Here is a 26,013-nt window from a genome sequence, read left to right as displayed (position 1 = left end):
AAAGCCGCGCGTTGATCGCGCGGCTTTTTTCGTTTTTGGACGGGATCAGGAAAGGTAGTCCAACCAAGGCGATTGCTCTGCAATCATGTGATCCACAAGGGCTTCCATTCCCTGGCTTTTGATCACCACCGGATCCACCAACAGCGCCTGAACCACAAGTTCCCGACTCTGATTCAGTATGGCTTCAGCGGTCATGTCATGCACGCCTATCTGGTTGCTTAGCAAGCCGCGGACACCGGCGGGAACATCTACAGAGATGCCTTGGATGCCTGTCTCGTCGATAATCGCTGGCACTTCGACGCATATCCATTCCGGTAGATTTTTGATGAAGCCCTTGTTGGGAATGTTCACCGCATACTCCTCGTAGGCCGGTGTGGCACCGATCAAGGCTTCGATGATTGGTACAACACGTTCCTTGAGGGTGTTTTCGATCTTGGGGTCAGTCTTGCCAAGGAAGTTGCGGTAGTAGGTGTAGAAATCGAGAATGCCCTGATGATCCGAACAATCGTGCGCCCATTGGATATATTCTCCAAAGTGGCTGTCATAGGTGATGGGCAGCGCACCGAAAGTTTTCAATACATGGGCGAACAGCCACCGATCCGACCAAGGGCGGATGGTTTCGACCTTGGAAAGGTCCACTTCCATCCACCCTTCTGTTTCGATGGAGGTTCCGGTCTTGCGAGAGGCTTGCAGAATTTCCGAATAGCCGGGCTTGGCACCAAAATAAGCTTCTGCCTTGTTTACTACGTCTGCATAAGCAGAGCTTCCGTCTTTGGTGTAGGTCACATCCGTCATCACTGAAAAGTGGTTCAGGCCGCCTGCGCGATAGGTGATTTCGGACCGTTCGACGCCCAACAATGGGGCGAGATGGCGTTCCAGTGAAACGATTTCGTGGCACATGCCCACAAACTTTAGGTCCGGGAACTTGCGGTGCACCGTTGTGCAGATGCGGCTCATCGGGTTGGAATAACAAAAGACGGTTGCGTCGGGGCAGGTGTCAGCAACCGACTGACATATGTCGAGGATTGGCGGCACGATGCGAAGGGAGTGGAACAGACCACCGGGGCCACCATTCTCGCCATAGACCTGAGGGATGCCATACTGCTGAGGAACCTTCCAATCCAAATCCCAAAGAGCAAAGCGGTCTCCGACTTCGATGGAAATCACAACGAAGTCCGCTCCTGCAAGGGCATCCCCGAGGTCGGTGGTGGCGGAGACTTTATGGTCCAGGTTGTTGGCGGAGATGTAGTCCGCGGCAACACCCAACGTGCGCTTAGCCGCCTTCAGGTTGATGTCGTGCAGGATGATGTCTGCGCCTTTCAAATGCGCACTTTGGAAGATATCACCGAGCATGCCTGTGCCGAATTGAAGGCTTCCAGCGCCTACGAGAACGATCTTGGTCATTGTCTTTGTCCTGTGATGTATAAAGTCAGCGAATGGCGCGTTCTGCGCCGTCAAAACGGTGTTCTTGTCCGGCCTGCGGGCGCAGGGACAGGGAGGTGCCCAGAGCAATGTTCTGTTTCCCGGGCTGGCGGACGATCAGCGGTTCATCGGCACCAATGTCAACGAACAAATAGTGGTCCGAGCCGAGGTTTTCGGCATGCACAATAATACCTTGCCATATCCCGTCGGAGTCGGAGCAAACCTCGATGTGTTCTGCGCGAATGCCATAGGTGGCGCACTCATGTGCCTCAGCCAGCGCCCCTTTTAGAAGGTTCATTTTCGGAGATCCGATAAAGCCGGCCACAAACACATTGTCGGGGCTGTCGTAGAGCTCTTCCGGAGTGCCGACTTGCTCGACCATGCCATCCCTTAACACACAGATGCGATCCGCCAGCGTCATCGCTTCGACCTGATCATGAGTTACATAGATCATGGTGACGCCATCCATATCATGGTGCAGCTTGGCAATTTCGAGTCGGGTCTGTACGCGCAAGGCCGCATCGAGGTTGGACAACGGCTCATCAAATAGGAAAACACGAGGGTCGCGCACGATGGCCCGACCAATGGCCACCCGTTGGCGTTGGCCGCCTGAAAGTTGTTTGGGCTTGCGGTCCAACAAATGATCGATCTGCAGCATCTCGGCAGCCTGCGTTACCCGCGCGTCCATCTCTTCTTTTGAGTTTTTGGCGAGTTTCATGCCAAAAGCCATATTCTGAAACACGGTCATATGCGGGTAGAGCGCGTAGGACTGGAACACCATTGCGATTCCGCGCTTTGATGGCACAAGGTCATTGACCCGTTCGCCGTCAAAATCCAACGATCCGTCCGAAATCTCCTCAAGACCGGAAATGAGCCGTAACAAGGTCGACTTGCCGCATCCGGATGGCCCCACAAAGACCATGAACTCTCCTTTGCGGATCTCCAGATCCACCCCCTTGATGACTTCGACCGCGCCGAATTTTTTGCGCAACTGAGTGAGTTTGATTTCTGCCATTGGAAGTTCCGCTTAGCCTTTGACGCTGCCGGCGGTGAGGCCAGCCACGATTTTGCGTTGAAAGATCAGGACGAGGATGATGAGCGGCACGGTCACGATCACCGAGGCGGCCATCAGCAATCCCCAGGGCGTTTCGAATTCGCTGCTGCCAGACAAAAGTGCTATGGCAACGGGAACGGTGCGTTGGGTCTCGGATGCGGTAAAGGTCAGCGCAAAGAGAAACTCGTTCCACGCGCCGATGAATGCCAGCAAGCCTGTTGTCACGAGCGCGGGCCACATGAGCGGCAAGAATACCTGAGTTATGATCTGCCAAGGAGTAGCGCCGTCGATGATCGCTGCTTCTTCGATTTCAACGGGCAGGTCTCGCATAAAGGTGGTCAGCACCCAGACGGTGAATGGCAAGGTAAAGATCGTATACGACAGGATCATGGCCCAGGGGGTGTTGTAGATGCCGAGAAAGCGCACCAGTTCGAACAATCCAGCAAGTACGGCGATCTGAGGAAACATAGAGACAGCGAGGATCGACATGAGCAAAAGCCCACGCCCGCGAAACCGCACTCGCGCCAGAGCGTAGGACGCTGTCACCGCAAGGAACATTGCAAAGCCAACTGTCGCGCCCGAAATCAGGACGGAGTTTGCAATTGAGCGCGCGAAATTCTTGTTCGCCAACACCGAGATATAATTGGAAAGGTCAAACGATGTGGGTACGTAATCCACTTCGAAGAGCGCAGTCCCGGTTTTGAAGCTTGTGATCACGGCGTAGTAAAACGGGAAAACCGCCAGCACGACAATGAAGAGTACGAGCGCGTAGAACGCAGTGGTTTTGACAAGTTTTTCCATCAGGATTTTTCTCCAGACAGATCGACTTTGCCGAGCCAGATGTATAGTGAAACAAAGATCGCCACGAGCGCAAAGAGCAGCGTGGATTGTGCCGATCCGTAGGCAAATTTGTCAAAGTCGATGAGATTTTCGCGGGCGATGACAGACATGGTTTTGGTCGCCTTGGAATTCGGCGTCAGCACATAAATCAGGTCGAAAATCCTTAGTGCATCAAGCATGCGAAAGATCACAGCAACCATCAGGGCTGGCCGGATCAGCGGTAGCGTAACGCGGAAGAAAACGCGGATTGGATGTATGCCATCAACCTTGGCTGCCTCGTAAATGTCTTTCGGGATCATCTGAAGCCCGGCAAGGCAGAGTAGCGCCATGAACGGTGTGGTTTTCCAAACATCAACAATCAAAACTGCGGTCATCGCGGTTTCGATATCTGCGGTCCATGCGATTTTTTCGCTGAGCAGTCCGAGGCGTAGCCCGAGATCGTTGATGATGCCGAATTGGTCATTGAGCATCCAACCCCACATTCGCGCGGATATGATTGTCGGAATGGCCCAGGGGATCAAAATGGCGGCGCGGACCCATCCGCGCCCCACAAAGTTCCGGTGCAAAACCAACGCGACTCCTAGACCAAGCACAGTTTCGATTGAAACGGAAATGACTGAAAAGCGCACGGTATTATAGACGGCGTTCCACCACGCAGGGTCGACCAGCGTACCGCGCCATATCACCCGGCCAGAGGACAGCTTGCGATAGCTGAGGTAGTTGTCAAACCCGATCCACTCGCCGCCATAGAGGCTGGTGAGCGTTGTGTTGGTAAAAGAAAAGTAGATGGTGCGCATCAAGGGCCATGCAGCAACAAAAAGCAGTGCGCAGATCATCGGTGCGAGAAACCACATCGCGGCGCGGCGGCGCTGAGCCGTCAGGCTGTGGCCTGACGAACGGGCAGAGGAGTGGCTCATGGGTAGGTCCAGATTACGTGGTATGTGCAGGACGGCCGGTCCAATCCGGCCATCCTGTTGAAGGATGACTTACCAGCCGGCGCCTTTGAGGTCGGTCAGGTCAAGCTCTAGCAGTTCGAGGTTTTCGGCAGCAGTTCCGTCACCCGAAAGCGTATTGTGGACCGCAGACCAGAACTTGGAGGAAACCTCGTTGTAGTCGCCTTTGGTCGGTGCCGATGGACGCGGTACGGCTTGTAGGAAGACGTCCTTCCATTGTGGGATGATTGGCGCGGCTGCAGCGATCTCCGCGTCTTCGTAAAGTGATACGATTGTCGGGAGGCGGCTTCCCAGCAGGGCACGTGTTTTCTGTGCCTCGGGGCTCGCCAGATACATCGCCAGCGAGATCGCTGTTTCCTGTTTCTCGGAGTACTTCGATACCGCGATGTTCCAGCCGCCAAGGGTAGCTGCACTGACGTCGTGGCCGCCGCCCGTTGGCAGCGTGGTCACCCCGAACTTGCCTTTGACTGCGCTGTCTTCGCCATTGCCCAGCCCGTAGGCATATGGCCAATTACGCATAAACACAGCGTTGCCGGTTTGCCAAACGCCACGTGCCTCCTCTTCCTTGTAAGCCAAGACGCCCTCGGGGGAAATGGTGCCCGGCCAGCTGGCAGCCAGCTCCACAGCTGCGACCGCCTTTGGGTTGTTGATCGAGATATCACCGTTGGGTTCGATAATTTGGCCGCCGCCGAAAGATTTGACCCATTCCAGCGCGTTGCAGGTCAAGCCTTCGTACGCATTGCCCTGCCAGACAAAGCCCCAGAGATCGGCATTTCCTTGCGCGCGTTCGGCATCTTGGACCATTTGTGCCGTAGCGGTGAGTTCTTCCCAGGTTTCAGGAACGGTTGCGCCGTGTTTTTCAAGCAGGTCGGTTCGATAATATAACGCCGGCGCATCCGTGTAGAGCGGCAAAGCGACCAACTTGCCATTCACGGTCTGGCTCTCGACGATCGACGGAAAGTGGCTATCCATAAGCTCGCCCGCAACATCGGCCAAATCGACAAACTGGTCAGCAAGTTGAGGTGCCCAGATCACGTCGGTCTGATAGAGGTCGATGTCTTTGTTTCCGGCTGCCAGCCAAAGCCGGTATTGACCGAACTGATCGGTGGTCGAGGCGGGCATCGGTACCAGGGTGACGGTGTTGCCGGTGGCTTTTTCCCATGGCGCGACAATGGCTTTGAATGTCTCAACGCGAGAACCGGTTATGCCTGAAGCAAGTGTGATGTACTCAGCTTGTGCGCCTGAAGCAAGAGCGAGAGCAGCAACCGCACCCTTGAGAGAGCGAGCGAGAGTAAGTGTCATTTGTTCCTCCTGTTGTGGCCGGACCTCCTTCCAGCCAAAACGCTTCGGGTTCATATTTTATTGAATCCGAAACGTTTCGGATTTTTGGCCGAAGCAGGCCTGTACTGTCAAGCGCTATTCAGCAGAGGACTAATTTTTGGGAGCAGTCGAGGCGCGTTCAATGAAAGCAACATCGGCTAAACGATGGATGTCGCGGTCATTTTCTTTATTTATTTCCGCACAAAGAATTTCGGCCAGATTGACCGAACTTTCGGAAAATGGCGACTTTGTCACCGTCAACGACGGGAAAAAAGCAGATCCTCGAATGTCGAGAATCGAGTCATCGTGGGCAACCACCGATACATCGTCGGGAATCTTCAGGCCCATTGCTTCAAGCGCGGTATATGCACCCTTTGCCAACAGCGTATTGCCACAGATAAGTGCGGTTGGCCGATTGGGTCCGTCTTCGAACAGGCGCGCTGTCCACACGATGCCATTGCCCTCAGTCATCGGTCCGTGCACGGTCAGATCAGCATCAAACTTCAGCCCTGCATGGTCGAGAGCAGACTTATAGCCGTTCAGTCGAAACTCGGCGTAGGCAAAGTCCAGTGGACCATTCAAAAGAGCGATACGTTTATGGCCAAGGCCAGCGAGGTATGCCACGTGCTGACGGCCTACTTCGAAGTTGTCGATATCAAAGTAAGGGTGTCTCGCGTCCTCGGTTGTGCGGCCATGCACCACAAACGGAACCTTCATTTCTTCGAGAAGGGATACCCGCGCATCGTCTGGCCGGGTTTCTGTGATGACAAACCCGTCAAATGATCCGCTTGCGATGGCGCGCTGATAGGCAGGGATCACATCTTCTTCTGGTGGCATCATATGCAAAACAAACTGCATGTCGCGCTCGAAGAAGGCGGTGGACAACCCAGAAACCGTTTCCAGCGCAGAGATGTCGGCGGGTCCGGCCAAGCCACCTGGTCGGATGAGGCACACCAACCCGCTACGCCCTGTCACCAGAGAGCGAGCGGATTGGTTCGCAACATAGCCGAGTTCAGTAGCAGCTTCGCGCACACGTTTCTTTGTCGCTTCGCTGACGTCGGAGTGATCGTTGATCGCCCGGGACACTTGGGTCACGGAAAGCCCGAGATGGGCGCTTATGTCTTTGAGCGTTGCCATGACGAAGAGACATGGCATACGGCGACCTGAAATGAAAGTTGCACGTTAAGTCGATCCAAACCGAGATGCATAGCGTTCTGCTTTTACGCGGTCAGGCGTTGTCCTTCCGCATCAAATCTGTACCGCCGGTCTTCAGGCGCAGTTAGGGCAATGGTATCGCCGGTCCGAACCGGAAACTGACCGAACATGCGAACAGTTAGGCTTGTTCCATCAAGATCAGCCACGACATTCGTGTCGCCACCTAGCTCTTCAACATGCTTTACCTTCGCCTTGAGCGTACCTTCGTCCCCGACTTTCAAATCCTCGGGACGAATGCCGACGACATGATCGCCGCCTTCGCCAAAGAGATGGGCGGGCATGAAATTCATCGCAGGAGATCCGAGAAAGCCAGCCACAAATTTGTTTGCTGGATTGTTGTACAGCTCCATCGGAGACCCAACCTGTTCCACCCGTCCGTCGCGCAGAACAACAATTTTGTCGGCGAGAGTCATAGCCTCAGTTTGATCGTGAGTGACGTATATCATCGAGGCGCTCAATTGCGCGTGCAAGTTGGCGATTTCGATCCGCGTGTTCATGCGCAGCGCTGCGTCGAGGTTTGAAAGGGGTTCGTCAAACAAGAACAAGCGCGGGTGGCGTACAATGGCGCGGCCGATGGCGACGCGTTGACGTTGACCTCCCGACAGTTCCGAAGGGTAGCGGTCAAGGTAGTCTTCGAGATTGAGCATGCGACTGGCTTCCGCCACGCGTTCCTCAATGACTTCTTTTGACTGCTTTTCCTGTTTAAGGGCGAGCGTCATGTTCTTACGCACATTTAGGTGCGGATAAAGCGCATAAGACTGGAAAACCATTGCGATCCCGCGTTTGGAGGGAGGCGTGGTGTTGACCAAATCATCGCCGATCCGAACCTCGCCAGAGGAGGCATCTTCCAGACCGGCAATAACCCGCAAGAGCGTTGATTTCCCGCACCCGGATGGGCCAACGAAAACTACAAACTCGCCGTCTTCGATATCGATGTTGATGTCTTTCAGAACATGAACCTCGCCAAAGGACTTGTTCACGTTTTTCAGGGTCAGCGCCGTCATAGGGTCGCCTCCTTCAGGTTTACGGGTTTTCCGGTTCGGACGCTTTCGTCTGCAGCCAGACAAATGGCCAGCGACTGCACTGCGTCCTGCATGTGGCGGGTCAAATCGGTGTTTTGCTGAATCGCGCGCAGAACATAATCCTGTTCGGCGTCGCAAAGCTCCTGATGACCTGGTTCATCTGGCAGCTCAATCAGACGGTCAATGTCGGGACGATGCAACAGCAGCCCTCCAACCTTAGTGTGTCCGTCCACATCCGAGCTACCGGACTTGTCGGCTTCGGTGATCGAGACCGAACCGTTCGGGGATATCACATCTTTTACGAAGAAAGCCGTTTCGGACATCATTGGTCCCCAGCCTGCTTCGTACCAGCCGACCGATCCATCGTCGAAAGTCACCTGAAACTGCCCGTAGTTGTACATGTCTTCGGCAATTTCTTCAGAAAGCCGCAGGCCCATGCCGTTCACGCTCACCGGTTTAGCGTCTGTGATCTGGCACCAAACGTCCACATAGTGCACGCCACAGTCGACGATTGGAGCCGTGGTCTGCATAAGCGCTTTATGGGTTTCCCATTCGGCGCCCTCGCTCTGTTGATTGAGGTTCATGCGAAACACATAGGGGCCACCCAAAGCGCGCGCTTCCTTGATCAATCGCATCCAGGACGGGTGATGGCGCAGGATGTAGCCAACCACCAGCTTGCGGCCAAGGCGCTTGGCGCAATCGACAACCCGTTGGGCGTCAGCGACAGTGGTTGCCAGTGGTTTTTCGACAAAAACATGCGCCCCCGACTCCATTGCCGCGATCGCAAAGTCGGCATGACTATCAGAATAGGTCGCAATGACGGCAATGTCCGGCTTGCAGGCGTCCAGCGCTTCGTAGAAGTCGGTAAACACCGGATATCCTGTCAATTCCGCGTGACGCACGTCGCCGGTGCGGTTCACAAGCCCGACGATCTCCGAGTCTAGGTGACGGTGATGGGCAAGAGCGTGGCTTAATCCCATGTTTCCGAGACCTGCTATCAATACTCGTATCATTTTACCGCTCCCGAGGTGATGCCGCGGATCAGCTGGCGCGAGAAGATCACATAGAGGATCAGCACCGGAATGATCGCCATCGACAGGGCCGAGAGAACCGCGTTCCAGTTGGTCACGAACTGACCGATGAAAACCTGGCTGCCGAGGGTTAGCGTTTTGACTTCTTCAGCAGGCGCAAGGATCAGTGGGAACCACAGATCGTTCCATATCGGGATCATGTTGAACACCGCGACTGTCGCCATCGCAGGGCGCACCAGCGGCAGGGCGAGTTTGAAGAAGATCGCGTATTCTGACAGTCCGTCGATGCGGCCCGCGTTTTTGAGATCATCAGAAACTCCGCGCATGAATTCGGACAGAATGAACACCGCCAGCGGTAAACCTTGCGCCGTATAGACGAGGATCAGCGCCCAGAGCGTGTTCACAAGGCCGGTGGCCACCATCATTTCAAGGATCGCGACGGTGCCGATGCGGATCGGGATCATAATGCCAAGGGCCAGATAAAGTCCCATCAGCGTGTTGCCTTTGAAGCGATATTCGCTCAGCGCGAACGCCGCCATTGCACCGAAAAGCAAGATGAAGAAAAGGGACGCCACTGTGACAATGAAACTGTTCTGGAAGTAGAGGAAAAAGTCCCCTTGCTTCAGCACGGTCTCATAACCGATCAGCGAGAAGCTGTCCGAATTTGGCAGGGCCAGAGGTTCCCTGAAAATCGCCTTACGCGTCTTGAAGCTGTTGATCAGGATCACAAAGACCGGGAAGAGCGCGACCAGCGTGTAAGCCACCAAGGCCACATGCATCAGCGTCGTGTTGAGCGGGTTGGAACGTGCTTTGTTCATGATGCCGGCCTCACATCTGGTACCGACGCATGCGCGTCTGGATGCCAAAAAGATAGATGCAGACCCCGACCAGAATGATCGCAAACATGGCACCCGCGATGGCAGAGCCCATATGTGGATCCCCCAGTTGCAACTGGAAGCCAAAGAAGGTGCGATACATGAAGGTGCCGAGGATATCGGTGGAGAAATCCGGCCCAGCCAGCGCTCCCTGCGTCGTGTATATCAGGTCGAAGGCATTGAAGTTGCCCACAAATGTAAGGATCGAAATGATACCGATCGAAGGCAGGATAAGAGGAAGTTTGATTTTCCAGAATGCTGCAAATCCCGTAATCCCGTCGATCTCGCCTGCCTCCAGGATTTCTTCCGGAATTGTGAGAAGGGCTGCGTAGATCAACATCATCGGGATGCCGACAAACTGCCAGACGGATACAAGAGCGAGTGTGGTCAGCGCGTATTCTTCTTTGCCGAGCCACGGGGCGAAGAGCGATTTGAGACCAATCATGTCCAGCATATCGGGGGCGATGCCCCAGATCGGCGACAGGATCAGTTTCCAGGCAAAACCGACGATCACGAAAGACAGGATCGTGGGGATAAAGATGGCGGAACGATAGAGCGCGGCAAAGCGCAGGCGCGGGTGGCTGAGGATTGCAGCGAGTGCCACACCGATCGGGTTCTGCACCAGCATGTGCACGATGAAAAACCAGAAGTTGTTGCCAAGCGCGTTCCAGAATTGCTCGGCCCAGATCGGGTCAAAGAACAGAGTGCGGAAGTTCTCAAGCCCGACGAAAACACGTTCCTGATCGATCCGGCTATAGAGCGCGAGGCGCAGAGTATTGAAGAGGGGAAAGATCATCACGGCTGTGTAGACCAGCACCGCTGGGGCGAGGAACACTATGATATGCCATCGGATGCGTCGGGGTTGCATAAGAGAGTAACTCCTTGGGAGACCGGGCGGCACGAGGCCGCCCGGAGGTCAGCAACAGCAGGGAGAATTACTGTTGCGGGGCGTACCAGCTGGCAAGACCTTCTTGCAGCTTGGCGCCCAGTTCTTCAGGCGAGGAGGTTCCTTTGATCGCCGCCACAGACGCACCCCAGGTATCGTTCTCGAGGTTTGGAGTGCCGCGCGACAATATTTGATACGTCGAACGGATGGTGCTCTCGCATTCGCCACGCCAGCTGATGAATTCCTTCGCAAGCGGATCTTCGATCTCTACCGGAGAGTTGGACAAAGGATAGAAGCCCGGCAGCGCGTTGGCGAAGATTGTCGCGAATTCCGAGCTGCCGACCCATGCAAGGAAGGTGCGCGCAGCATCTGCGTTCGGGCTTGCCGCATTCATGCCGATGCCAATGTCGGTGTGGTCGGAAATATAGCAGGTGTCACCGGCATTCATCACCGGCGGCTTAAATGCACCCATTTCGAAGTCGGCAAGGTTGTTGAAGCCTGACACTTCCCAGCTGCCCGCCGGATAAATCGCTGCACGGCCAAGTGTGAAGAGGTTCTGGCTGTCCGGATAGGTTTGTGCCTCGTAGCCATCGCCAAGGTATGCGCCCCATTTTGCGAGCGTCGCGTAAGGAGCAACCCACTGTTCGTCGGTCAACTTCTGTTCACCAGCGATAAGCGCTCGACGACCTTCTTCACCCTTCCAGTAGTTCGGACCAATGTTGTTGTAGCCCATTGTGGCTGCTTCCCATTGGTCGTTGGTGCCCATCGCCATCGGAATGTAGTTGCCATCTGCCTTGATGGCTTCCAGCGCCGCAAAGAACTCTGCCTCGGTGGTAGGAACTTCCAAGCCCAGCTCTGAAAAGGCGTCCTTGTTGTAGATGAAGCCGTGAATGACCGACGCCATTGGAACACAGAAGCTCGCCGAGCCGTCGTCTGTCTGCCATGCGGATTTGGCAACGTCGGAGAAGTTGTTCATCGCGTCCATGTCACTCAGGTCGCTCAGGTGCCCCGCTTCATACAGCGCGAGGGAGGCGTCAAACGGACGGCAAGTGATCAGGTCTCCTGCGGATCCGGCATCCAGTTTGGAATTCAGAACTGCGTTGTACTCAGCTGGCGCAGAGGGTGTAAATTTTACCTTGATACCTGGATTGGCCGCTTCGAACGCCGGAATGATCTGCTCTTGCCACAGCGCGAGGTCGTCGTTGCGCCAGCTTTCGATTGTTAGTGTCACGTCTTCGGCGTAGGCCGTCGTGGCAACCAGCGCTGTGCTGGCCAATGCCATCTTTAGGATATTGCGTTTCATAGTGTCCTCCCAGGGTTGGTTTTCTTTTCAGGTTAGTTTCTTCAAGGCTTCGCGTAGGTGCCCGCCTGTTTCCTCCAGCAGGCTTTGGGCGGCCTCTGCCGAAGGCGCGCCGCTTGCACATAGAATGGCGGCCTTTACGTCTCCGCCGGTTCTCCGGAGTGCAGTGGATGCGCTGTCGTCATCGCACCCGGCGACTGTTTTTACGATTGCTTTGGCCCGCTCGCGCAATTTGATGTTGTCGGCGCGAAGGTTGACCATCAAACCATCGTGCACGTGGCCAAGCTTCACAGCCATGAGCGTGGACATCATGTTAAGCGCGATTTTTTGAGCTGTTCCCGCGCCCATTCGTGTCGAGCCGGAGAGAACTTCCGGCGGCGTCTCCAAGCAAACAGAGATATTGGCTTCTTCGAGAAGCGGTGACCCTGCGTTGTTTGCGATCCCGATGACAGTTGCTTCGGCAGTTCGGGCGAGATTGAGAGCCGCGAGCGTATATGGCGTCGTACCACTGGCTGACACAGCGATAACCGTGTCCACAGCGTTTAGCTCCGCCAGTTCGGCCTCAAGGGTGTCGGTTGCATCTTCGGTGTCGCCGGGCATTTCCGCGTCGTGTGGGATGCCGCCGGCCATATGAATTCGAATTTGCTTGGGAGGTATCGAGAACGTGCCGCCAAGCTCCATTGCATCCGCAGCGGCCATCAAGCCCGACGAACCCGCAGCGACGTAATGGAGCGTGCCGCCTGCCGCAATGGTGCGGGCCATCGCCTCTCCACCTGCGGCGATACTTAGTCGTGCAGGGAGAGTCGCCTGCGCAGCTTCCGCTTGGGCTTCCGCGAGAATTTCGGCCACATCGGCAAGCGGTCGCGCATCAAGCCCGACGGCGCTTTCATGTCGTTGTTCTGTGGCCTTTGCAGACACGTGATTCCCCCTCTCGATTTCTAGTGAGAATACCTTTTAGATACCATTTGTCTACCATTTTGTTTTGTAGCTGCTGAATTTTGGTAAATGCAGGGCTAATGGTTTTGTTTTGTGGGTTCACACGCCGGCATAGGTATTATATAGGTATCTTCATGACAAAAACGCATACCATTCCAGTTTTGGCCATAGATGGTGGCGGTACGCGATGCCGGCTCGCCCTTCACGACAAGGGGAATCTTGTGCGTGTCGAAGCCGGATCTGCGAACGTATCGACCGATTTTGAGGCGGCGATTCGGCAGATTCGCGGCGGCCTGGCAACCCTCTGCGAAGAAGCTGGTGTGTCGATGCAGGCCCTTTGCGAGGTGCCGGCATATGCAGGTCTGGCTGGTGTGACCGGTGCGCGCATCGCCGATAGGGTTGCGGCATCATTGCCGCTGCAAAGCATCAAAGTCGAAGATGACAGACCCTCCGCACTACGCGGCGCAGTTGGCGATCGCGAGGGGTTTGTCGCTCATTGTGGGACAGGGTCGTTTATGGCGGCGCGGGTGAATGGCGTCATGCGCTTCGCCGGAGGATGGGGTGCGGTTCTCGGCGATCCATCGTCTGCACAATGGGTCGGTCGTCAATCGCTTGCACGAACTCTGGATGTGGCCGACGGGCTGGCTGCAAAGTCGGAACTATCCGAAGCTCTTCTGGAACGGTTTGATGGCACCGCTGGTATTGTGGCGTTTGCGGCAACAGCATCTCCAGCTGCGTTTGGCGGGTTGGCACCGGCCGTTACCAAAGCGGCGGCCCAAGGTGATGTCTTGGCGCGATCGATCCTGCGGGATGGCGCGAAAGGCATGGCCGAAACCATGCAAAAGATGGGTTGGAAGCAAGGAATGGCGATCTGTTTAACGGGCGGCATTGGTCCTTTCTTCGCCGAGTACATGCCTGAGGAAATGCAGGTTTGTCTTTCAGAAAGACAGGGCGAGCCGTTGGATGGTGCATTGGCGCTGGCAGAAGAGTTCGGCAAGGAGATCGCAGATGGACGTGACTGAATTTCTTTCGCCCAAAGAGTGGCTTGGCCGATCTGCGGGTCCGCGCTACGTACAACTTCGCCGCCGTCTGGAAGAGGGCATTTCCTCTGGCGTTCTGCCTCCAAATAGCTCTTTGCCGCCAGAGCGGGAAATCGCGGAACTCACCGAACTGTCTCGTGTGACCGTTCGCAAGGCCATTCAGGAACTTGTGCGGCAGGGGGCAATCGAGCAGCGTCAAGGATCCGGCTCTTTCGTGCGTGCGCCCGTTGAAAAAGTGGAGCAATCACTGTCTCACCTCACGTCTTTTACTGAAGATATGAAGCGGCGCGGAAAGGACACGACATCCAAGTGGTTGGAGCGCGGAGTATTCATGCCTTCGCCGGACGAGGTGGTCGCGCTGGGTCTTGCTGCGGGAGATTCAGTTTCGCGCATTTACCGTTTGCGTGAGGCGGGCGGGCAGCCGATGGCGCTGGAGCGTGCGTCCCTACCACTCGATATTCTGCCAAATCCGACGGAAGTTACGACGTCGCTTTATGCTGTGCTGGAACGCAATGGCCTTCGGCCGGTGCGTGCTGTCCAAAAGATTTCCGCGATCAATCTTGAGCCGGTGGAAGCAGAGCTTCTGGGGGTTGCTGAAGGCACGGCGGGCCTCAGCATTCAACGGACGTCTTATCTCGAAACCGGTCGGGTCGCTGAGTTGACCCGATCTATCTATCGCGGCGACGCCTACGATTTCGTGGCCGAGTTGCGCCTCTCCTCCTGACCCTTTTCTGCGAAAGGCTGCCGAAATGTCTGCTCAAACCGCGACCCGAATGAAGCGTGAAATTCTGGAAATTCCGGAGGCTGTAGAACGTCTGTTTGGCGTCGGTAAAACGTCGGTACAAAAAACGGCTGCCGAAATTCGCGAACGCGATCCTCGATTTCTTCTATCTGTAGCGCGGGGGTCTTCAGACCACGCCGCCAGCTTTATGAAGTATGCGAGCGAGTTACTCCTTGGCCTGCCGATGGCATCGGTTGGTCCGTCGATCAAATCTATCTATGGGGTGGATGTGGCCGGTGACGGCGCGCTCTGCATCTCTGTATCTCAGTCGGGTCAAAGTCCCGATATCGTCCGCCTGACGGAGGCCTTTGGCAAAACGGGTGCGTATACTGTGGCGGTCACAAACGACGTCACTTCGCCGCTTGCCATGGCAACAAATGCGACCCTCGATATTCATGCGGGACCTGAGCTGAGTGTGGCCGCGACAAAGACGTTTGTGACCTCGATGGTCGCGGGCCTTTGGTTGTTGGCTGAGATCAAAGGCGACGCGGACCTGCTCGATGCGATCTATGCTTTGCCGGAACATCTCGAAAAAGCGACTGCGTGTGACTGGTCCCCTGTCGTGGACGCCGTTGACGGGCGGTCGCTGTTTGCGTTGGGCCGTGGCCCAAGCTGGGCAGTCTCAAATGAGGCGGCCTTGAAGTTCAAGGAGACCTGTCAGATTCACGCGGAAAGTTACTCCACCGCTGAAGTCTTGCATGGGCCTGTGTCGATCGTCGAAAGCGGGTTTCCGGTAATTGCCTTTGCAGCGGGAGATGCAGCCGAGGAGAGTGTGGCCGAGGTCGCTGACGCCCTGGTCGCCAAGGGCGCGCATGTTTTTGCGACAACAGACAAAGTGCAAGACGCCGTGACCCTGCCACACGTGCGCACGGATCACTGGATTACAGACCCGATTGCGGCCATCGTGTCGTTTTACGGCATGGTGGAGCAAGTTGCGGCAGCACGAGGCATCAACCCCGACGCGCCGCGGCATCTAAAGAAAGTGACGGAAACTGTATGACCTCGCTGAACACCACATTTAGAGGTGGCCTGATTTTTGATGGCAATTGCCTGCATGAAGGCTGGGCTGCGCGTTTTGAAGACGGACGGTTGGTTGAACTCGGTGCGGCGGCAGATGTCTCGAGCAACGAGGTCGTAGACCTTGGCAGCGACATTCTTCTACCGGGCTATGTGGATGTACAGGTTAATGGCGGCGATGGCGTCATGCTGAACGATGCGCCAACGGTGGACACGCTTGCGCGCATGGCGCAGGCGCATCGCAGCCTCGGTTGTCGGATGATCCTGCCCACATTGATCACGGACACACCCGAAAAAACCACGGCAACCATCGCCGCGGCAGTTGAGGCCGTAAAGCAGGGTGTTGACGGGATCGGTGGCTTGCACCTTGAAGGACCGCATCTGTCGGTGGCGCGCAAAGGTGCCCATGATGCCGCGTTGATCCGTCCAATGACGGACCATGACCTGGCAGAACTCTTACAAGCTGCTATGGATTTGCCTGCGCTTTTGATCACGCTTGCACCCGAAAACGTCACTCGGGAACAGGTCGCGGCACTCGTGTCTGCTGGGGCGGTTGTGTCCCTCGGTCACACAGACGCGGGTTTTGACACTTGCATGGACTACTTCTCCTCAGGCGCGAGTTGCGCGACCCATCTTTTCAACGCCATGAGCCAGCTGGGCAATCGCGAACCGGGGCTTGTTGGGGCAGTTCTGGCCTCGGGAAAGGCGGCGGCTGGACTGATCGCTGACGGCATTCATGTGCACCCGCAGACCATGCGCGCGGCATGGGATGCAAAACGCGGGCCCGGTGAGATTTTTCTTGTGAGCGACGCAATGGCCGTCGCAGGAACCGCTTTGGACGGCTTCGAACTGGAAGGCCGCAGGATCAATCGAAAAGAAGGCCGATTGACTCTTTCCGACGGCACGCTGGCAGGCGCGGATCTTGATCTGACGACTGCAATTCGAATTCTGACAACAGACGTCGGGGTGCCTTTGGAGACAGCTTTACGGGCCGCGACGTCGGGCCCAGCAGCAGCCATAAATCGTCCGGATATGGGGAGCCTGAAACTGGGCGACTCACTCTCGTCGGTTATTCGTTTGCACGCTGACCTTTCAGATTTTTTGCCTTTCCCAAGCTAAAACTATCAGCCTTGAGTCCGCAGCATACCCAGCTCAAGCTTCTGTTATTGTTAAAAATTTAATTACACGGCGCGTCGGTTTTCGAAAGGATTGACCGTCAGTTGACGTGGATCAAGGCCGGTTAACAAACTGCTTACTATTTCAGCAGCGTACTGTCGAAAGGACTTCGCCGTGCGCCGCGCTGACTCGCGTTACCTCAAATTCACAGGCTCCCTAATGGGATGTGTCGCCATGTTGCTTTTCATGGCTGGCGTGGCATTTCCCCAGATCGGCCACGCGGCGGCGATGGGATTTTTGGCAGACGACCTGATCGTGATCTGCGGCGCGAACGGGGCGCAACTGGTGCGAATTTTGCCGAGTGGAGAGGTCGAAGAGATCGCCCAAGGACAAGGACGCACCGCTCCGGGATCCGACTGCGTAACATGTGACGCCTGTACCGCCGTATCTGGCGGCGATGCTTTGGATCGGGTCGGGATTACTTTCGAAAAACAGGAAACTGTGCCGCTTCAATGGCAGGTGTGTGAAAGCACAGCTGTGGTCCGATTGCGGTTCGATGACCCGCAGGAACGCGGCCCGCCAACACAACCTGAGTTTGTTGAAACGAACGGCGCCATACGTGCGCAGACCGCTGCGGGCCACTGCAAAATTGAGGCCCCGGCATGAAGAACACAGCTTTCTTCTCACGATTTCTCGCAGTCATTGCGGCTCTGGTGCTCAGCTTCCTAAGTACGGCGGCAACCCCGCTCAAAGCGGATAGCCTGCAGAGTTTTCTTCCGGAATTGACACCTGCCGAACTTTACCCCGGTGCCACGTCTTTTGGTGCGGTGCGTGATGACGTCCCTGTGGCGCCTGTTATCAAAGACGGAGACACGGTTGCCTGGGCATTTCTAACCTCTGACTTTGTTGGAACGACAGGTTATTCCGGCAAGCCGATCCATGTGGTCGCCGCCATCGACGCGGACGCGGTTTTGACCGGGGTGAAACTGGTCAAGCACAGCGAGCCGATTGTGCTGATTGGCATTCCGAATTCCCGCATGGTGGAACTGACCGAAGGTTACACGGGGCTCGACCTCAAGATCGAGGCAGCCACGGGTGGTGAGGGGCATGACCTTGATATTATTTCCGGAGCCACCGTCACGATCATGGTGATTGATGACAGTCTGGTGCGTGGCGGCATCAAGGTGGCGCGGGCCCTCGGGCTGGGGGGTCTGTCTCCGGTCCAGACAGGGCCCAAACGGGAACTGGATTTGTCGATCACCGAGACCGAAGACTGGACAACCCTTGCCGGTGACGGATCGGTCCGGCGACTGACCCTTGATGTGGGTCAGGTGAACGCCGCTTTCGAGAAGATGGAAGACGCGCGGGCGGCCAAGCGACCCGAAAAGGGTGAACCTGACGACACCTTCATTGATATGCATATGGCGCTGGTCAGCGTGCCGGCGATCGGGCGCTCTTTGCTCGGCGAACACGAATACCGCAACCTTGTCGACTGGCTCGACGAGGGTGAGCACGCCATCCTGGTGCTCGGACGCGGAACCTATTCGTTCAAGGGATCAGGGTATGTCCGCGGTGGGATATTCGACCGTATCCAACTTATTCAGGGTGATAATTCGGTGCGTTTTTTTGACAAAATGCATCGTCGTCTGGGGGCACTAGCCACGGATGACGCCCCGAGTTTCCGCGAATTGGATATTTTCAAAATCCCTGCAGATGCGGAGTTTGACCCGACCGAGGGGTTTCGCCTGCAACTTCTGGTACAGCGCTCCGTCGGGGCGTTGGACCGGGTCTTTCTTACATGGGACCTCGGGTACACTTTACCGGAACGTTTCATGTTGCCGCTTCCAAAGCTCGCGGTCGTAGACGATGCGTCGGACGAAGCGGCGGCCAAGGCCGACCTTTGGAAGCGCATCTGGAAGGACAAAACCGTCGAGATTGCGGTCCTATGCAGCATGCTCTTGGTACTGACGGCGACTTTCTTCTTCCAGTTTCAGGCAACCTGGAAGCCGCGCCGGTTCTACTGGTTCCGCATCGGTTTCCTTACCATGACGCTGTTTTTCATCGGCTGGTATGCCAACGCCCAGCTTTCGGTCGTGAACATAATGGCTTTGGCTGGCAGCCTGCGATCCGGGTTCACGTGGGACGCTTTCCTGATGGATCCACTGGTCTTTATCCAGTGGTTTGCAATTGCCGCGGCATTGCTGTTCTGGGGGCGCGGGGCCTATTGCGGCTGGTTGTGTCCGTTTGGTGCCCTTCAGGAACTGACCAATCAGATCGCGCGCTATTTCAAAGTGCCGCAATGGACCTTGCCGTGGGGCCTGCACGAGCGTTTGTGGCCGATCAAATACATGGTCTTCCTCGGTCTATTCGGTGTTTCGCTGGCGTCCATTCCGGTTGCGGAACAGCTTGCGGAAGTCGAGCCGTTCAAGACCGCCATTATTCTCAAATTTGTGCGTGACTGGCCGTTTGTGGTCTTCGCGTTGTTGATCCTTCTCGCAGGTCTTTTTGTCGAGCGGTTCTACTGTCGCTACCTGTGTCCACTGGGCGGCGCGTTGGCCATTCCGGCCCGAATGCGGATGTTCGACTGGCTGCGACGCTACAAGGAATGCGGTTCGCCCTGCCAAACCTGCGCCAACGAATGTCCGGTGCAGGCGATCCATCCCACCGGCGAGATCAACCCCAATGAATGCGTGAACTGTCTTCACTGTCAGGTGCTCTACCAGAGTGAAGACAAATGTCCCGTTGTCATCCGTCAACTGAAACGACGGGCGGCAACAGGCTCTTCGGAGATCAAGATCCCTAGCAAGGACGCTCCGAAGAACCATCCCAATGCGAAGAAGACATAATCTCTGAAGGAGGCAAGAATGTCTGAAGACACCAAAAACAACCTCACCATGACCCGCCGCGGCATGCTTGGTGCAACTGCAACAGGGGCCGTTCTGGCGACCACCGGCGTAGGCGCGACCATGATGGGAGCCACCCCTGCTGTGGCGGCTAACAACTGGCATCTCCAGCCGGGAGATCTCGACGAGTATTACGGTTTCTGGTCCTCGGGTCAGACCGGCGAATTGCGCATTCTTGGTGTGCCGTCCATGCGCGAGTTGATGCGCGTTCCGGTGTTTAACCGCTGCTCGGCCACTGGCTGGGGACAGACCAACGAGTCGCTGAAAATCCTGACCGAAGGGTTGACCGAGGACACCAAAGCCTTCCTCGCGGCCAATGGCAAACAGACCTACGACAACGGCGATTTGCACCACCCGCATATGTCATTCACGGACGGCACCTATGATGGCCGCTACCTGTTTATGAACGATAAGGCGAACACACGGGTCGCTCGCGTCCGCGTTGACATCATGAAGTGCGACAAGATCATCGAGATCCCGAATGCGCATGACATTCACGGTCTGCGTCCGCAAAAGTATCCGCGCACGGGGTATGTCTTTGCGAATGGCGAGCACGAAGCACCATTGGTGAACGATGGTTCCGTACTGGATGATCCAAGCCAGTACGTGAACATTTATACCGCCATTGACGGCGACACCATGGAGATCGCATGGCAGGTCATGGTGTCGGGTAACCTCGACAACACTGACTGCGACTATCAGGGCAAATATGCCTTCTCGACCTCCTACAACTCGGAAATGGGCATGAACCTCGCCGAGATGACCGAGAACGAACTCGACCATGTTGTTGTGTTCAACCTTAAGGAAATCGAGGCGGGCATCGCGGCAGGCGACTACCAGGAACTGAATGGCGTAAAGGTTGTGGACGGTCGCAAAGGGTCGAACAAAAACTACACCCGTTACATTCCGATCCCGAACTCGCCGCACGGCATCAACACCGCCCCCGACGGCAAACATGTTTGTATCGCCGGCAAGCTGTCCCCGACAGTGTCGGTGATGGATGTCGAGAAGTTGGACGATGTGTTCTACAACGATGCGGATCCACGCTCTGCAATCGTGGCAGAACCTCAGTTGGGGCTTGGCCCGCTACACACTGCGTACGACGGTCAAGGCAATGCTTTCACCACCCTGTTCCTCGACAGTCAGGTGGTGAAGTGGAACCTCGACGCGGCAATTCGTCAGTTCGCAGGCGAAGATGTTGATCCGATCCTCGACAAAGTCGATGTGCAGTATCAGCCGGGTCACAACTCGACCTCCATGGGTGAAACCAAGGATGCCGATGGCAAATGGCTGGTGTCGATGAACAAGTTCTCCAAGGACCGCTTCCTGAATGTCGGCCCGCTGAAACCGGAGAATGAGCAGTTGATCGACATCTCAGGCAACAACTTTGAAGTTGTGCACGACGGTCCGACGTTTGCCGAACCGCATGACAGCATCATCGTGCGCCGTGACATCGTGAACCCTCTCAACGCCTATGACCGAAACGACCCGACTTGGGCGGAAACACGTGCCCAGGCAGAAGCAGACGGCGTCGATCTTGATGACTATCAGGAAGAGTTCATCCGCGATGGCAACAAGGTGCGTGTCTATATGTCCAGCCAGGCGCCGACGTTCTCGATGGAGAGCTTCACCGTGAAGCAAGGCGACGAGGTGACAGTCATCGTGACCAACCTTGATGACATCGATGACCTGACTCACGGCTTCTGTATGGCGAACTTTGGTGTCGCAATGGAAGTCGGGCCTCAACAGACCGCATCGGTGACATTCGTAGCGGAACGGCCCGGCGTGCATTGGTACTACTGCCAGTGGTTCTGCCATGCGTTGCACATGGAAATGCGCGGTCGCATGTTTGTTGAACCACGGGACGCGTAACCATGAAACTCTGGCCCCTTTCTTTGGCTTTGAGCCTTGTGACGTTGCCCTTGTGGGCGGCGGAATGGGACGTTCCGTTGCGGGACGGGGCCATAGCACAAACACTGGCACAGGCGGCGGATGGAGACATCCTTCGCCTGAGCGCCGGCACCTATCACGAGGCGGTTGTGCTGGACCGCCCCGTGACGCTGGATGGCCGTGGTCATGCCACCTTGGATGCCCAAGGGCAGGGTAGCGTGGTCACAGTCACCGGCGATGGTGTCACAGTCAAAGGCCTGACGCTTGTCGGATCAGGAGACAGTCACGACACAATCGACAGCGGGATCCAGCTGAAAAAAACAGCCTATGCACCACAAATTCTAGATAACGTGCTGATCGGCAATCTCTATGGCATCGATATACACGGCGCCAAAGATGCGCTGGTTTCGGGCAACCGGATCGAGGGTCGACAGGATCGCCTCATGAACCGGCGCGGCAACGGGATTTACGTCTGGAACGCACCGGGCGCCATCGTTGAAAACAACAAGGTGCGCTGGGGTCGAGACGGAATTTTTGTGAATTCCAGCAAGAAGAACGTTTTCCGCAACAACCTGTTCCGGGACCTGCGATTTGCCGTGCACTACATGTACGCAGACCGATCCGAGGTCAGCGGTAATATTTCGATCAACAACGACCTTGGCTATGCGGTGATGTTCACCTCGAACGTCGAGGTCAAAGACAATGTGTCGATCAACGACCGAGAGCATGGGGTCATGCTGAACTATGCCAACCGGTCGGTGATCACCGGAAATTATGTGCGCGGTGCCAAAGAGAAATGCACGTTTCTCTACAATGCGAACAAGAACACATTTGCCGATAACTGGTTTGAAGGCTGCGGTATTGGCATCCACTTCACAGCGGGCAGTCAGGACAACAAGATCCACGGCAATGCATTCATCGCAAATCGCACGCAGGTGAAACTTGTAAGTACCAAATGGCACGAGTGGTCCGAAGACGGGCGCGGCAATTTCTGGAGCGACAACGCGGCCTACGATGTAAACGGGGACGGAATTGGTGACGCGCCCTACCGGCCCAATGACAGCATGGATCACATCCTTTGGCAGCAACCTTCGGCCAAGCTTTTGCTTGGTTCGCCTGCAGTACAGCTGGTGCGCTGGTCGCAATCCGCCTTTCCTGCACTTCTTCCCGGCGGCGTGATCGACAGTTTTCCCCTAATGGCACCGGTAAAACCGGAAGCCGCAAGAAAGGTGGACCATGACGGATAACATTCTGAACATTGATCGTCTGAGCAAGGATCGCGGCAGAACGCGTGTGTTGCACGATGTGTCCCTGTCCGTGAAAGCCGGAGAACGTGTCGCCCTGTTGGGCCACAATGGCGCGGGCAAGTCGACACTTATCAAGACGGTTCTCGGTCTGACGCCAATCAGCGATGGCGCTGTCGCAATCGCCGGTCACAAACCAGGCAGCAGTGCAGCGCGCGCGGCCACAGCTTTCCTACCCGAGGCCGTGAGTTTTCACCCGGCCCTGAGCGGACGCGAGCAACTCGCTCTGTTTGCGCGCCTGTCTGGAGTGAAGGCCGACATCGCCGGTATCATGGAAAGGGTCGGTCTGGCGGATGCGTTGGACCGTCGGATCGGAACCTATTCCAAAGGTATGCGACAACGTCTCGGGTTGGCGCAGGTGTTGCTCGGCAAGCCGAAACTGGCGCTTCTGGATGAACCGACCAGCGGGCTTGATCCGATCTCCCGTCAGGACTTGTACGCTATCATTGACGAACTGGCGCAAGACGGCTGCGCTGTGTTGATCGCCAGCCATGCGCTGACCGAAGTTGAGGCCCGCACTGATCGGATCGCAATATTGCGCAAGGGACATCTGGTTGCGGATGATTCATTGGCCGGGTTGTCGGCTCAGGCAGGATTGCGGACACGCCTGCGTATGAGAGCCTCCGAAGGCAAGGCCGATCAACTGGCGGCCCAGACCGGTGGGCTCAGGATCAACGGTGCCTCTGTCGAGATTGAAATCGAAACGCCGGACAAGATGGACGCGCTGCGCCGTATCGCGACGCTTGGCGACGTGGTTGTGGATGTCGATATCGCGCCACCCAAACTCGAAGACCTTTATCGCCACTTTGCTCAGGAGGGCGCGCAATGACACGTTTTCTTGCAATTGCACATGCAGAGATGCGCATTCTGGCGCGCAACAGATGGCTGTTTGTGGCGACACTGATCATGCTGCTTTTCGCGCTTGCACTTACATTTGCCGGCAGCGCGCCGACTGGCACGCTGGGTGTCGATATGCTGACGGTGTCAGTGACGTCCATGACGACACTTTCGGTTTATCTGGCCCCCTTGCTGGCCTTGATGATTTCATTTGATGCGGTGGCCGGCGAGGCCGAACGCGGTAGCCTTGGTCTCTTGCTCAGCTATCCGGCTGGGAGAGGAGAGGTGCTTTTGGGCAAGTTTGCGGCCCATCTTGCGGCGCTGGCCATTGCGATGATCACCGGATTTGGTGCGGCTGGCGCGGTGGCCGCGTTCAACGGGGGTGCCAGTGCGGAGAGCGTTCTTGCGCTGTGTCGTCTGATTGGCACATCGATCCTGCTAGGTGGCGTGTTCCTGACTCTAGGCTATTTTGTTTCTGCGCTCGCACGCAGCAGCGCCGCGGCAGCCGGTATGGCCGCGGGCCTCTGGCTGATTTTTGTCGTGCTTTACGATCTCGGCTTGCTCGGAGCGGTCGTCATGGACGGTGGGGGCTGGTTCACGCAAACCGTCTTCCCTTGGGTCATGGTCGCCAATCCGGCAGATGCCTTCCGACTGTGGAATATTGCGGCCTCTGAAGGCGTCGCACTCAGCAGCGGCATGGTTGGCGCGGCAAGTGTACTGCCGGTATGGGCCGCGCCTCTTTCGCTGCTCGTCTGGCCGCTGATCGGCTTCGCACTGGCGCGCGCTGCGTTTCGGAGAGTTGAGCCATGAAACACTATCTTTTTCCGTTAATGGCAGTATTTGCGCTTGTTGCCTGCAAGGAAGACGTGGCCAAGGCGCCGCCCTCTCCGGTGCCCTTGACCGAAGAGGCCTTGAGTTTCTTTTGCCAGATGAACGTGGCTGAACATGGTGGACCGAAGGGACAAATTCATCTTGAGGGTTATCCAGCGCCGTTGTTTTTTGCGCAGGTGCGAGATCTGGTTGCTTATCTCAAAATTCCGGAGCGGGACGCGCCAATTGTGGGTGTGTATGTGAGCGACATGGGTGTCGCCGCAAGCTGGCAGGAACCCGGAGTGGAAAACTGGATCGCTGCGGATCAGGCGCATTTTGTAGTGGATGCACAGGTTGCCGGTGGAATGGGCGCGCCGGAAATAGTACCATTCGCGGAACTGGACGATGCCGCAGAATTTGTTGCGCGCTGGGGTGGAACGGTAATGGCATTGGACGCGATACCGGACGCCGCCGCGCTGGGCGCCGTTGATCTGAACGCACCATTGGAGACACCGACATGAGCCAAATGAACCGTCGCCGCTTTCTTGCAGTGTCCGCTTGTGCTGCAGGTTTCGCAGCAAACGCAGCGGCAGCGGCACCTGTGGCCGAATGGCGGGGCGTCGCACTTGGCGCGCAGGCCAGCCTCAAAGTTTCCGGTCTTGCGCAAACAGAGGCCGACAGCATTTTTGCGGAAATGCAGGCTGAGTTGGAGCGGCTGGAACAGGTGTTTTCGCTATATCGCGAAAGCGCGCTCACCCGCTTGAACCGGACGGGAAATCTGGCCAATCCTGCACCAGAGCTGTTGGAAATTCTCAGTCTGAGTGACCGAATTAACACCGCCAGCGGCGGTGCGTTCGATCCAACGGTGCAGGCGCTCTGGAACGCCCATGCGGAAGGCGGCGATCTTGATGCCGCCAAGTCACGAGTGGGCTGGACCGATGTGACTTTTGACAGCGCCGCGATCAGGTTCAACGCACCTGAAATGGCCCTTACGCTGAACGGCATCGCCCAAGGGGCTGTGACAGACAGGATCGCTACACTTCTCAAGGCCCGAGGGCTGACCGATGTGCTTATTGATATGGGCGAGATTTCCGCGCTGGGAAGCCGCGCTGCCAATGAGCCTTGGCGGGTAGGCGTGATCACCCCACAGGGCGACATCCTGCGTAAGCTGACCCTGTCCGACCGTGCACTGGCAACCTCTGCGGTTGACGGGTTCCGCCTGCCTGACGGCGCGAGTCACATCCTTCACCCGAAGGGTGCGGAAACTGTACAGTCTGTCGCGAGTATCGCAGCTCCCTCTGCGGCTCTCGCCGACGGCCTGTCGACAGCGGCATGTTTGATGTCTCGTGATGCCGTTATGCACATGGTCGCTCAATTTGACGGTGCTGAGGTGATCTCTATGATCTGAGTGGGTGTCGTAAACGGACCAGACCATCAATTGCCATCTCTCCACGCTTGACG

At 56.4% G+C, this 26,013-nt stretch carries 24 protein-coding genes; 12 read left to right on the top strand and 12 right to left on the bottom strand.

Annotated elements, in window-relative coordinates:
- Window positions 1-45: 45 nt before the first annotated feature.
- The 12 genes from BXY66_RS12200 to BXY66_RS12145 all read right to left on the bottom strand — a co-directional run bounded on the left by BXY66_RS12200 (window position 46) and on the right by BXY66_RS12145 (window position 12,836).
- Window positions 46-1,404: a family 4 glycosyl hydrolase gene (locus BXY66_RS12200; protein WP_132860527.1), complete on the bottom strand. Its 1,359-nt coding sequence runs from the start codon at window positions 1,402-1,404 to the stop codon at window positions 46-48.
- Between the two features lie 25 nt (window positions 1,405-1,429).
- Window positions 1,430-2,437 carry an ABC transporter ATP-binding protein gene (locus BXY66_RS12195; protein WP_132860526.1) on the bottom strand — a complete coding sequence of 336 codons (1,008 nt, stop codon included), beginning with the start codon at window positions 2,435-2,437 and terminating at the stop codon, window positions 1,430-1,432.
- A 12-nt stretch (window positions 2,438-2,449) separates the two neighbouring features.
- Window positions 2,450-3,277, bottom strand: coding sequence for a carbohydrate ABC transporter permease (locus BXY66_RS12190; protein ID WP_132860525.1), 828 nt, complete (start codon window positions 3,275-3,277; stop codon window positions 2,450-2,452).
- Window positions 3,277-4,233, bottom strand: coding sequence for a carbohydrate ABC transporter permease (locus BXY66_RS12185; RefSeq protein WP_132860524.1), 957 nt, complete (start codon window positions 4,231-4,233; stop codon window positions 3,277-3,279). The genes BXY66_RS12190 and BXY66_RS12185 overlap by 1 nt, the downstream gene beginning before the upstream one ends.
- 69 nt (window positions 4,234-4,302) lie before the next feature.
- Window positions 4,303-5,571: an ABC transporter substrate-binding protein gene (locus tag BXY66_RS12180; protein ID WP_132860523.1), complete on the bottom strand. Its 1,269-nt coding sequence runs from the start codon at window positions 5,569-5,571 to the stop codon at window positions 4,303-4,305.
- 129 nt (window positions 5,572-5,700) lie between these two features.
- A complete protein-coding gene (locus tag BXY66_RS12175; protein ID WP_132860522.1) occupies window positions 5,701-6,744 on the bottom strand; it encodes a substrate-binding domain-containing protein in 1,044 nt (347 codons plus the stop codon).
- A 65-nt stretch (window positions 6,745-6,809) separates the two neighbouring features.
- The gene (locus BXY66_RS12170; protein WP_132860521.1) at window positions 6,810-7,808 is read right to left on the bottom strand and encodes an ABC transporter ATP-binding protein; all 999 of its coding nucleotides are present in this window, start codon (window positions 7,806-7,808) and stop codon (window positions 6,810-6,812) included.
- Window positions 7,805-8,839, bottom strand: a complete 1,035-nt coding sequence (locus tag BXY66_RS12165; RefSeq protein ID WP_132860520.1) for a Gfo/Idh/MocA family protein — start codon at window positions 8,837-8,839, stop codon at window positions 7,805-7,807. The genes BXY66_RS12170 and BXY66_RS12165 overlap by 4 nt, the downstream gene beginning before the upstream one ends.
- Window positions 8,836-9,675, bottom strand: coding sequence for a carbohydrate ABC transporter permease (locus BXY66_RS12160; RefSeq protein ID WP_132860519.1), 840 nt, complete (start codon window positions 9,673-9,675; stop codon window positions 8,836-8,838). The genes BXY66_RS12165 and BXY66_RS12160 overlap by 4 nt, the downstream gene beginning before the upstream one ends.
- Window positions 9,676-9,685: 10 nt before the next feature.
- On the bottom strand, window positions 9,686-10,600 hold the full coding sequence (locus tag BXY66_RS12155; RefSeq protein ID WP_132860518.1) for a carbohydrate ABC transporter permease: 915 nt from the start codon (window positions 10,598-10,600) through the stop codon (window positions 9,686-9,688).
- 67 nt (window positions 10,601-10,667) lie between these two features.
- Window positions 10,668-11,921 (bottom strand): ABC transporter substrate-binding protein, encoded by a 1,254-nt coding sequence (locus tag BXY66_RS12150; protein WP_132860517.1) that lies wholly within the window; start codon window positions 11,919-11,921, stop codon window positions 10,668-10,670.
- 27 nt (window positions 11,922-11,948) lie between these two features.
- Complete coding sequence (locus BXY66_RS12145) at window positions 11,949-12,836, bottom strand: N-acetylmuramic acid 6-phosphate etherase (protein ID WP_132860516.1); 888 nt, start codon at window positions 12,834-12,836, stop codon at window positions 11,949-11,951.
- A gap of 152 nt (window positions 12,837-12,988) precedes the next feature.
- Here BXY66_RS12145 and BXY66_RS12140 point away from each other — a divergent pair, with 152 nt between their 5' ends.
- From BXY66_RS12140 to BXY66_RS12085, 12 genes are all read left to right on the top strand, one after another.
- The gene (locus tag BXY66_RS12140) at window positions 12,989-13,876 is read left to right on the top strand and encodes a glucosamine kinase nucleotide-binding domain-containing protein (protein WP_132860515.1); all 888 of its coding nucleotides are present in this window, start codon (window positions 12,989-12,991) and stop codon (window positions 13,874-13,876) included.
- Entirely contained in the window at window positions 13,863-14,618 is a 756-nt protein-coding gene (locus BXY66_RS12135) for a GntR family transcriptional regulator (RefSeq protein ID WP_132860514.1), read from the top strand. The genes BXY66_RS12140 and BXY66_RS12135 overlap by 14 nt, the downstream gene beginning before the upstream one ends.
- A 25-nt stretch (window positions 14,619-14,643) precedes the next feature.
- Window positions 14,644-15,675, top strand: coding sequence for an SIS domain-containing protein (locus BXY66_RS12130; protein WP_132860513.1), 1,032 nt, complete (start codon window positions 14,644-14,646; stop codon window positions 15,673-15,675).
- Window positions 15,672-16,811, top strand: a complete 1,140-nt coding sequence (nagA, locus tag BXY66_RS12125) for an N-acetylglucosamine-6-phosphate deacetylase (protein WP_132860512.1) — start codon at window positions 15,672-15,674, stop codon at window positions 16,809-16,811. The genes BXY66_RS12130 and nagA overlap by 4 nt, the downstream gene beginning before the upstream one ends.
- Before the next feature lie 171 nt (window positions 16,812-16,982).
- The gene (locus tag BXY66_RS12120) at window positions 16,983-17,474 is read left to right on the top strand and encodes a hypothetical protein (protein WP_132860511.1); all 492 of its coding nucleotides are present in this window, start codon (window positions 16,983-16,985) and stop codon (window positions 17,472-17,474) included.
- The gene (locus BXY66_RS12115) at window positions 17,471-19,654 is read left to right on the top strand and encodes a NosR/NirI family protein (RefSeq protein ID WP_132860510.1); all 2,184 of its coding nucleotides are present in this window, start codon (window positions 17,471-17,473) and stop codon (window positions 19,652-19,654) included. The genes BXY66_RS12120 and BXY66_RS12115 overlap by 4 nt, the downstream gene beginning before the upstream one ends.
- Before the next feature lie 18 nt (window positions 19,655-19,672).
- Complete coding sequence (gene nosZ / locus BXY66_RS12110; protein ID WP_132860509.1) at window positions 19,673-21,583, top strand: TAT-dependent nitrous-oxide reductase; 1,911 nt, start codon at window positions 19,673-19,675, stop codon at window positions 21,581-21,583.
- 2 nt (window positions 21,584-21,585) lie between these two features.
- Complete coding sequence (locus tag BXY66_RS12105) at window positions 21,586-22,848, top strand: nitrous oxide reductase family maturation protein NosD (RefSeq protein ID WP_132860508.1); 1,263 nt, start codon at window positions 21,586-21,588, stop codon at window positions 22,846-22,848.
- Window positions 22,838-23,734 carry an ABC transporter ATP-binding protein gene (locus BXY66_RS12100; RefSeq protein WP_132860507.1) on the top strand — a complete coding sequence of 299 codons (897 nt, stop codon included), beginning with the start codon at window positions 22,838-22,840 and terminating at the stop codon, window positions 23,732-23,734. The genes BXY66_RS12105 and BXY66_RS12100 overlap by 11 nt, the downstream gene beginning before the upstream one ends.
- A complete protein-coding gene (locus tag BXY66_RS12095; RefSeq protein WP_132860506.1) occupies window positions 23,731-24,552 on the top strand; it encodes an ABC transporter permease in 822 nt (273 codons plus the stop codon). Before BXY66_RS12100 ends, BXY66_RS12095 begins: the two co-directional genes overlap by 4 nt.
- Complete coding sequence (locus tag BXY66_RS12090; RefSeq protein WP_207911327.1) at window positions 24,549-25,073, top strand: nitrous oxide reductase accessory protein NosL; 525 nt, start codon at window positions 24,549-24,551, stop codon at window positions 25,071-25,073. Before BXY66_RS12095 ends, BXY66_RS12090 begins: the two co-directional genes overlap by 4 nt.
- Window positions 25,070-25,960, top strand: a complete 891-nt coding sequence (locus tag BXY66_RS12085) for an FAD:protein FMN transferase (RefSeq protein WP_132860505.1) — start codon at window positions 25,070-25,072, stop codon at window positions 25,958-25,960. The genes BXY66_RS12090 and BXY66_RS12085 overlap by 4 nt, the downstream gene beginning before the upstream one ends.
- Window positions 25,961-26,013 lie beyond the last annotated feature (53 nt).

Source organism: Shimia isoporae (assembly GCF_004346865.1).
In the GTDB taxonomy this organism is placed as follows: Bacteria; Pseudomonadota; Alphaproteobacteria; order Rhodobacterales; family Rhodobacteraceae; genus Shimia; species Shimia isoporae.
The sequence above is the reverse complement of the archived record's forward strand: the minus strand, read 5'-3'. Positions and strand labels throughout refer to the sequence as shown.

Coding starts and splice junctions, on each gene's coding strand:
- BXY66_RS12140 (WP_132860515.1), top strand. CDS start 12,989: ATGACAAAAACGCATACCATTCCAGTTTTGGCCATAGATGGTGGCGGT.
- BXY66_RS12090 (WP_207911327.1), top strand. CDS start 24,549: ATGAAACACTATCTTTTTCCGTTAATGGCAGTATTTGCGCTTGTTGCC.
- BXY66_RS12195 (WP_132860526.1), bottom strand. CDS start 2,437: ATGGCAGAAATCAAACTCACTCAGTTGCGCAAAAAATTCGGCGCGGTC.
- BXY66_RS12085 (WP_132860505.1), top strand. CDS start 25,070: ATGAGCCAAATGAACCGTCGCCGCTTTCTTGCAGTGTCCGCTTGTGCT.
- BXY66_RS12200 (WP_132860527.1), bottom strand. CDS start 1,404: ATGACCAAGATCGTTCTCGTAGGCGCTGGAAGCCTTCAATTCGGCACA.
- BXY66_RS12100 (WP_132860507.1), top strand. CDS start 22,838: ATGACGGATAACATTCTGAACATTGATCGTCTGAGCAAGGATCGCGGC.
- BXY66_RS12175 (WP_132860522.1), bottom strand. CDS start 6,744: ATGCCATGTCTCTTCGTCATGGCAACGCTCAAAGACATAAGCGCCCAT.
- BXY66_RS12105 (WP_132860508.1), top strand. CDS start 21,586: ATGAAACTCTGGCCCCTTTCTTTGGCTTTGAGCCTTGTGACGTTGCCC.
- BXY66_RS12130 (WP_132860513.1), top strand. CDS start 14,644: ATGTCTGCTCAAACCGCGACCCGAATGAAGCGTGAAATTCTGGAAATT.
- BXY66_RS12165 (WP_132860520.1), bottom strand. CDS start 8,839: ATGATACGAGTATTGATAGCAGGTCTCGGAAACATGGGATTAAGCCAC.
- BXY66_RS12155 (WP_132860518.1), bottom strand. CDS start 10,600: ATGCAACCCCGACGCATCCGATGGCATATCATAGTGTTCCTCGCCCCA.
- BXY66_RS12150 (WP_132860517.1), bottom strand. CDS start 11,921: ATGAAACGCAATATCCTAAAGATGGCATTGGCCAGCACAGCGCTGGTT.
- BXY66_RS12180 (WP_132860523.1), bottom strand. CDS start 5,571: ATGACACTTACTCTCGCTCGCTCTCTCAAGGGTGCGGTTGCTGCTCTC.
- BXY66_RS12170 (WP_132860521.1), bottom strand. CDS start 7,808: ATGACGGCGCTGACCCTGAAAAACGTGAACAAGTCCTTTGGCGAGGTT.
- BXY66_RS12115 (WP_132860510.1), top strand. CDS start 17,471: ATGAAGAACACAGCTTTCTTCTCACGATTTCTCGCAGTCATTGCGGCT.
- BXY66_RS12190 (WP_132860525.1), bottom strand. CDS start 3,277: ATGGAAAAACTTGTCAAAACCACTGCGTTCTACGCGCTCGTACTCTTC.
- BXY66_RS12095 (WP_132860506.1), top strand. CDS start 23,731: ATGACACGTTTTCTTGCAATTGCACATGCAGAGATGCGCATTCTGGCG.
- BXY66_RS12185 (WP_132860524.1), bottom strand. CDS start 4,233: ATGAGCCACTCCTCTGCCCGTTCGTCAGGCCACAGCCTGACGGCTCAG.
- BXY66_RS12135 (WP_132860514.1), top strand. CDS start 13,863: ATGGACGTGACTGAATTTCTTTCGCCCAAAGAGTGGCTTGGCCGATCT.
- nosZ (WP_132860509.1), top strand. CDS start 19,673: ATGTCTGAAGACACCAAAAACAACCTCACCATGACCCGCCGCGGCATG.
- BXY66_RS12160 (WP_132860519.1), bottom strand. CDS start 9,675: ATGAACAAAGCACGTTCCAACCCGCTCAACACGACGCTGATGCATGTG.
- nagA (WP_132860512.1), top strand. CDS start 15,672: ATGACCTCGCTGAACACCACATTTAGAGGTGGCCTGATTTTTGATGGC.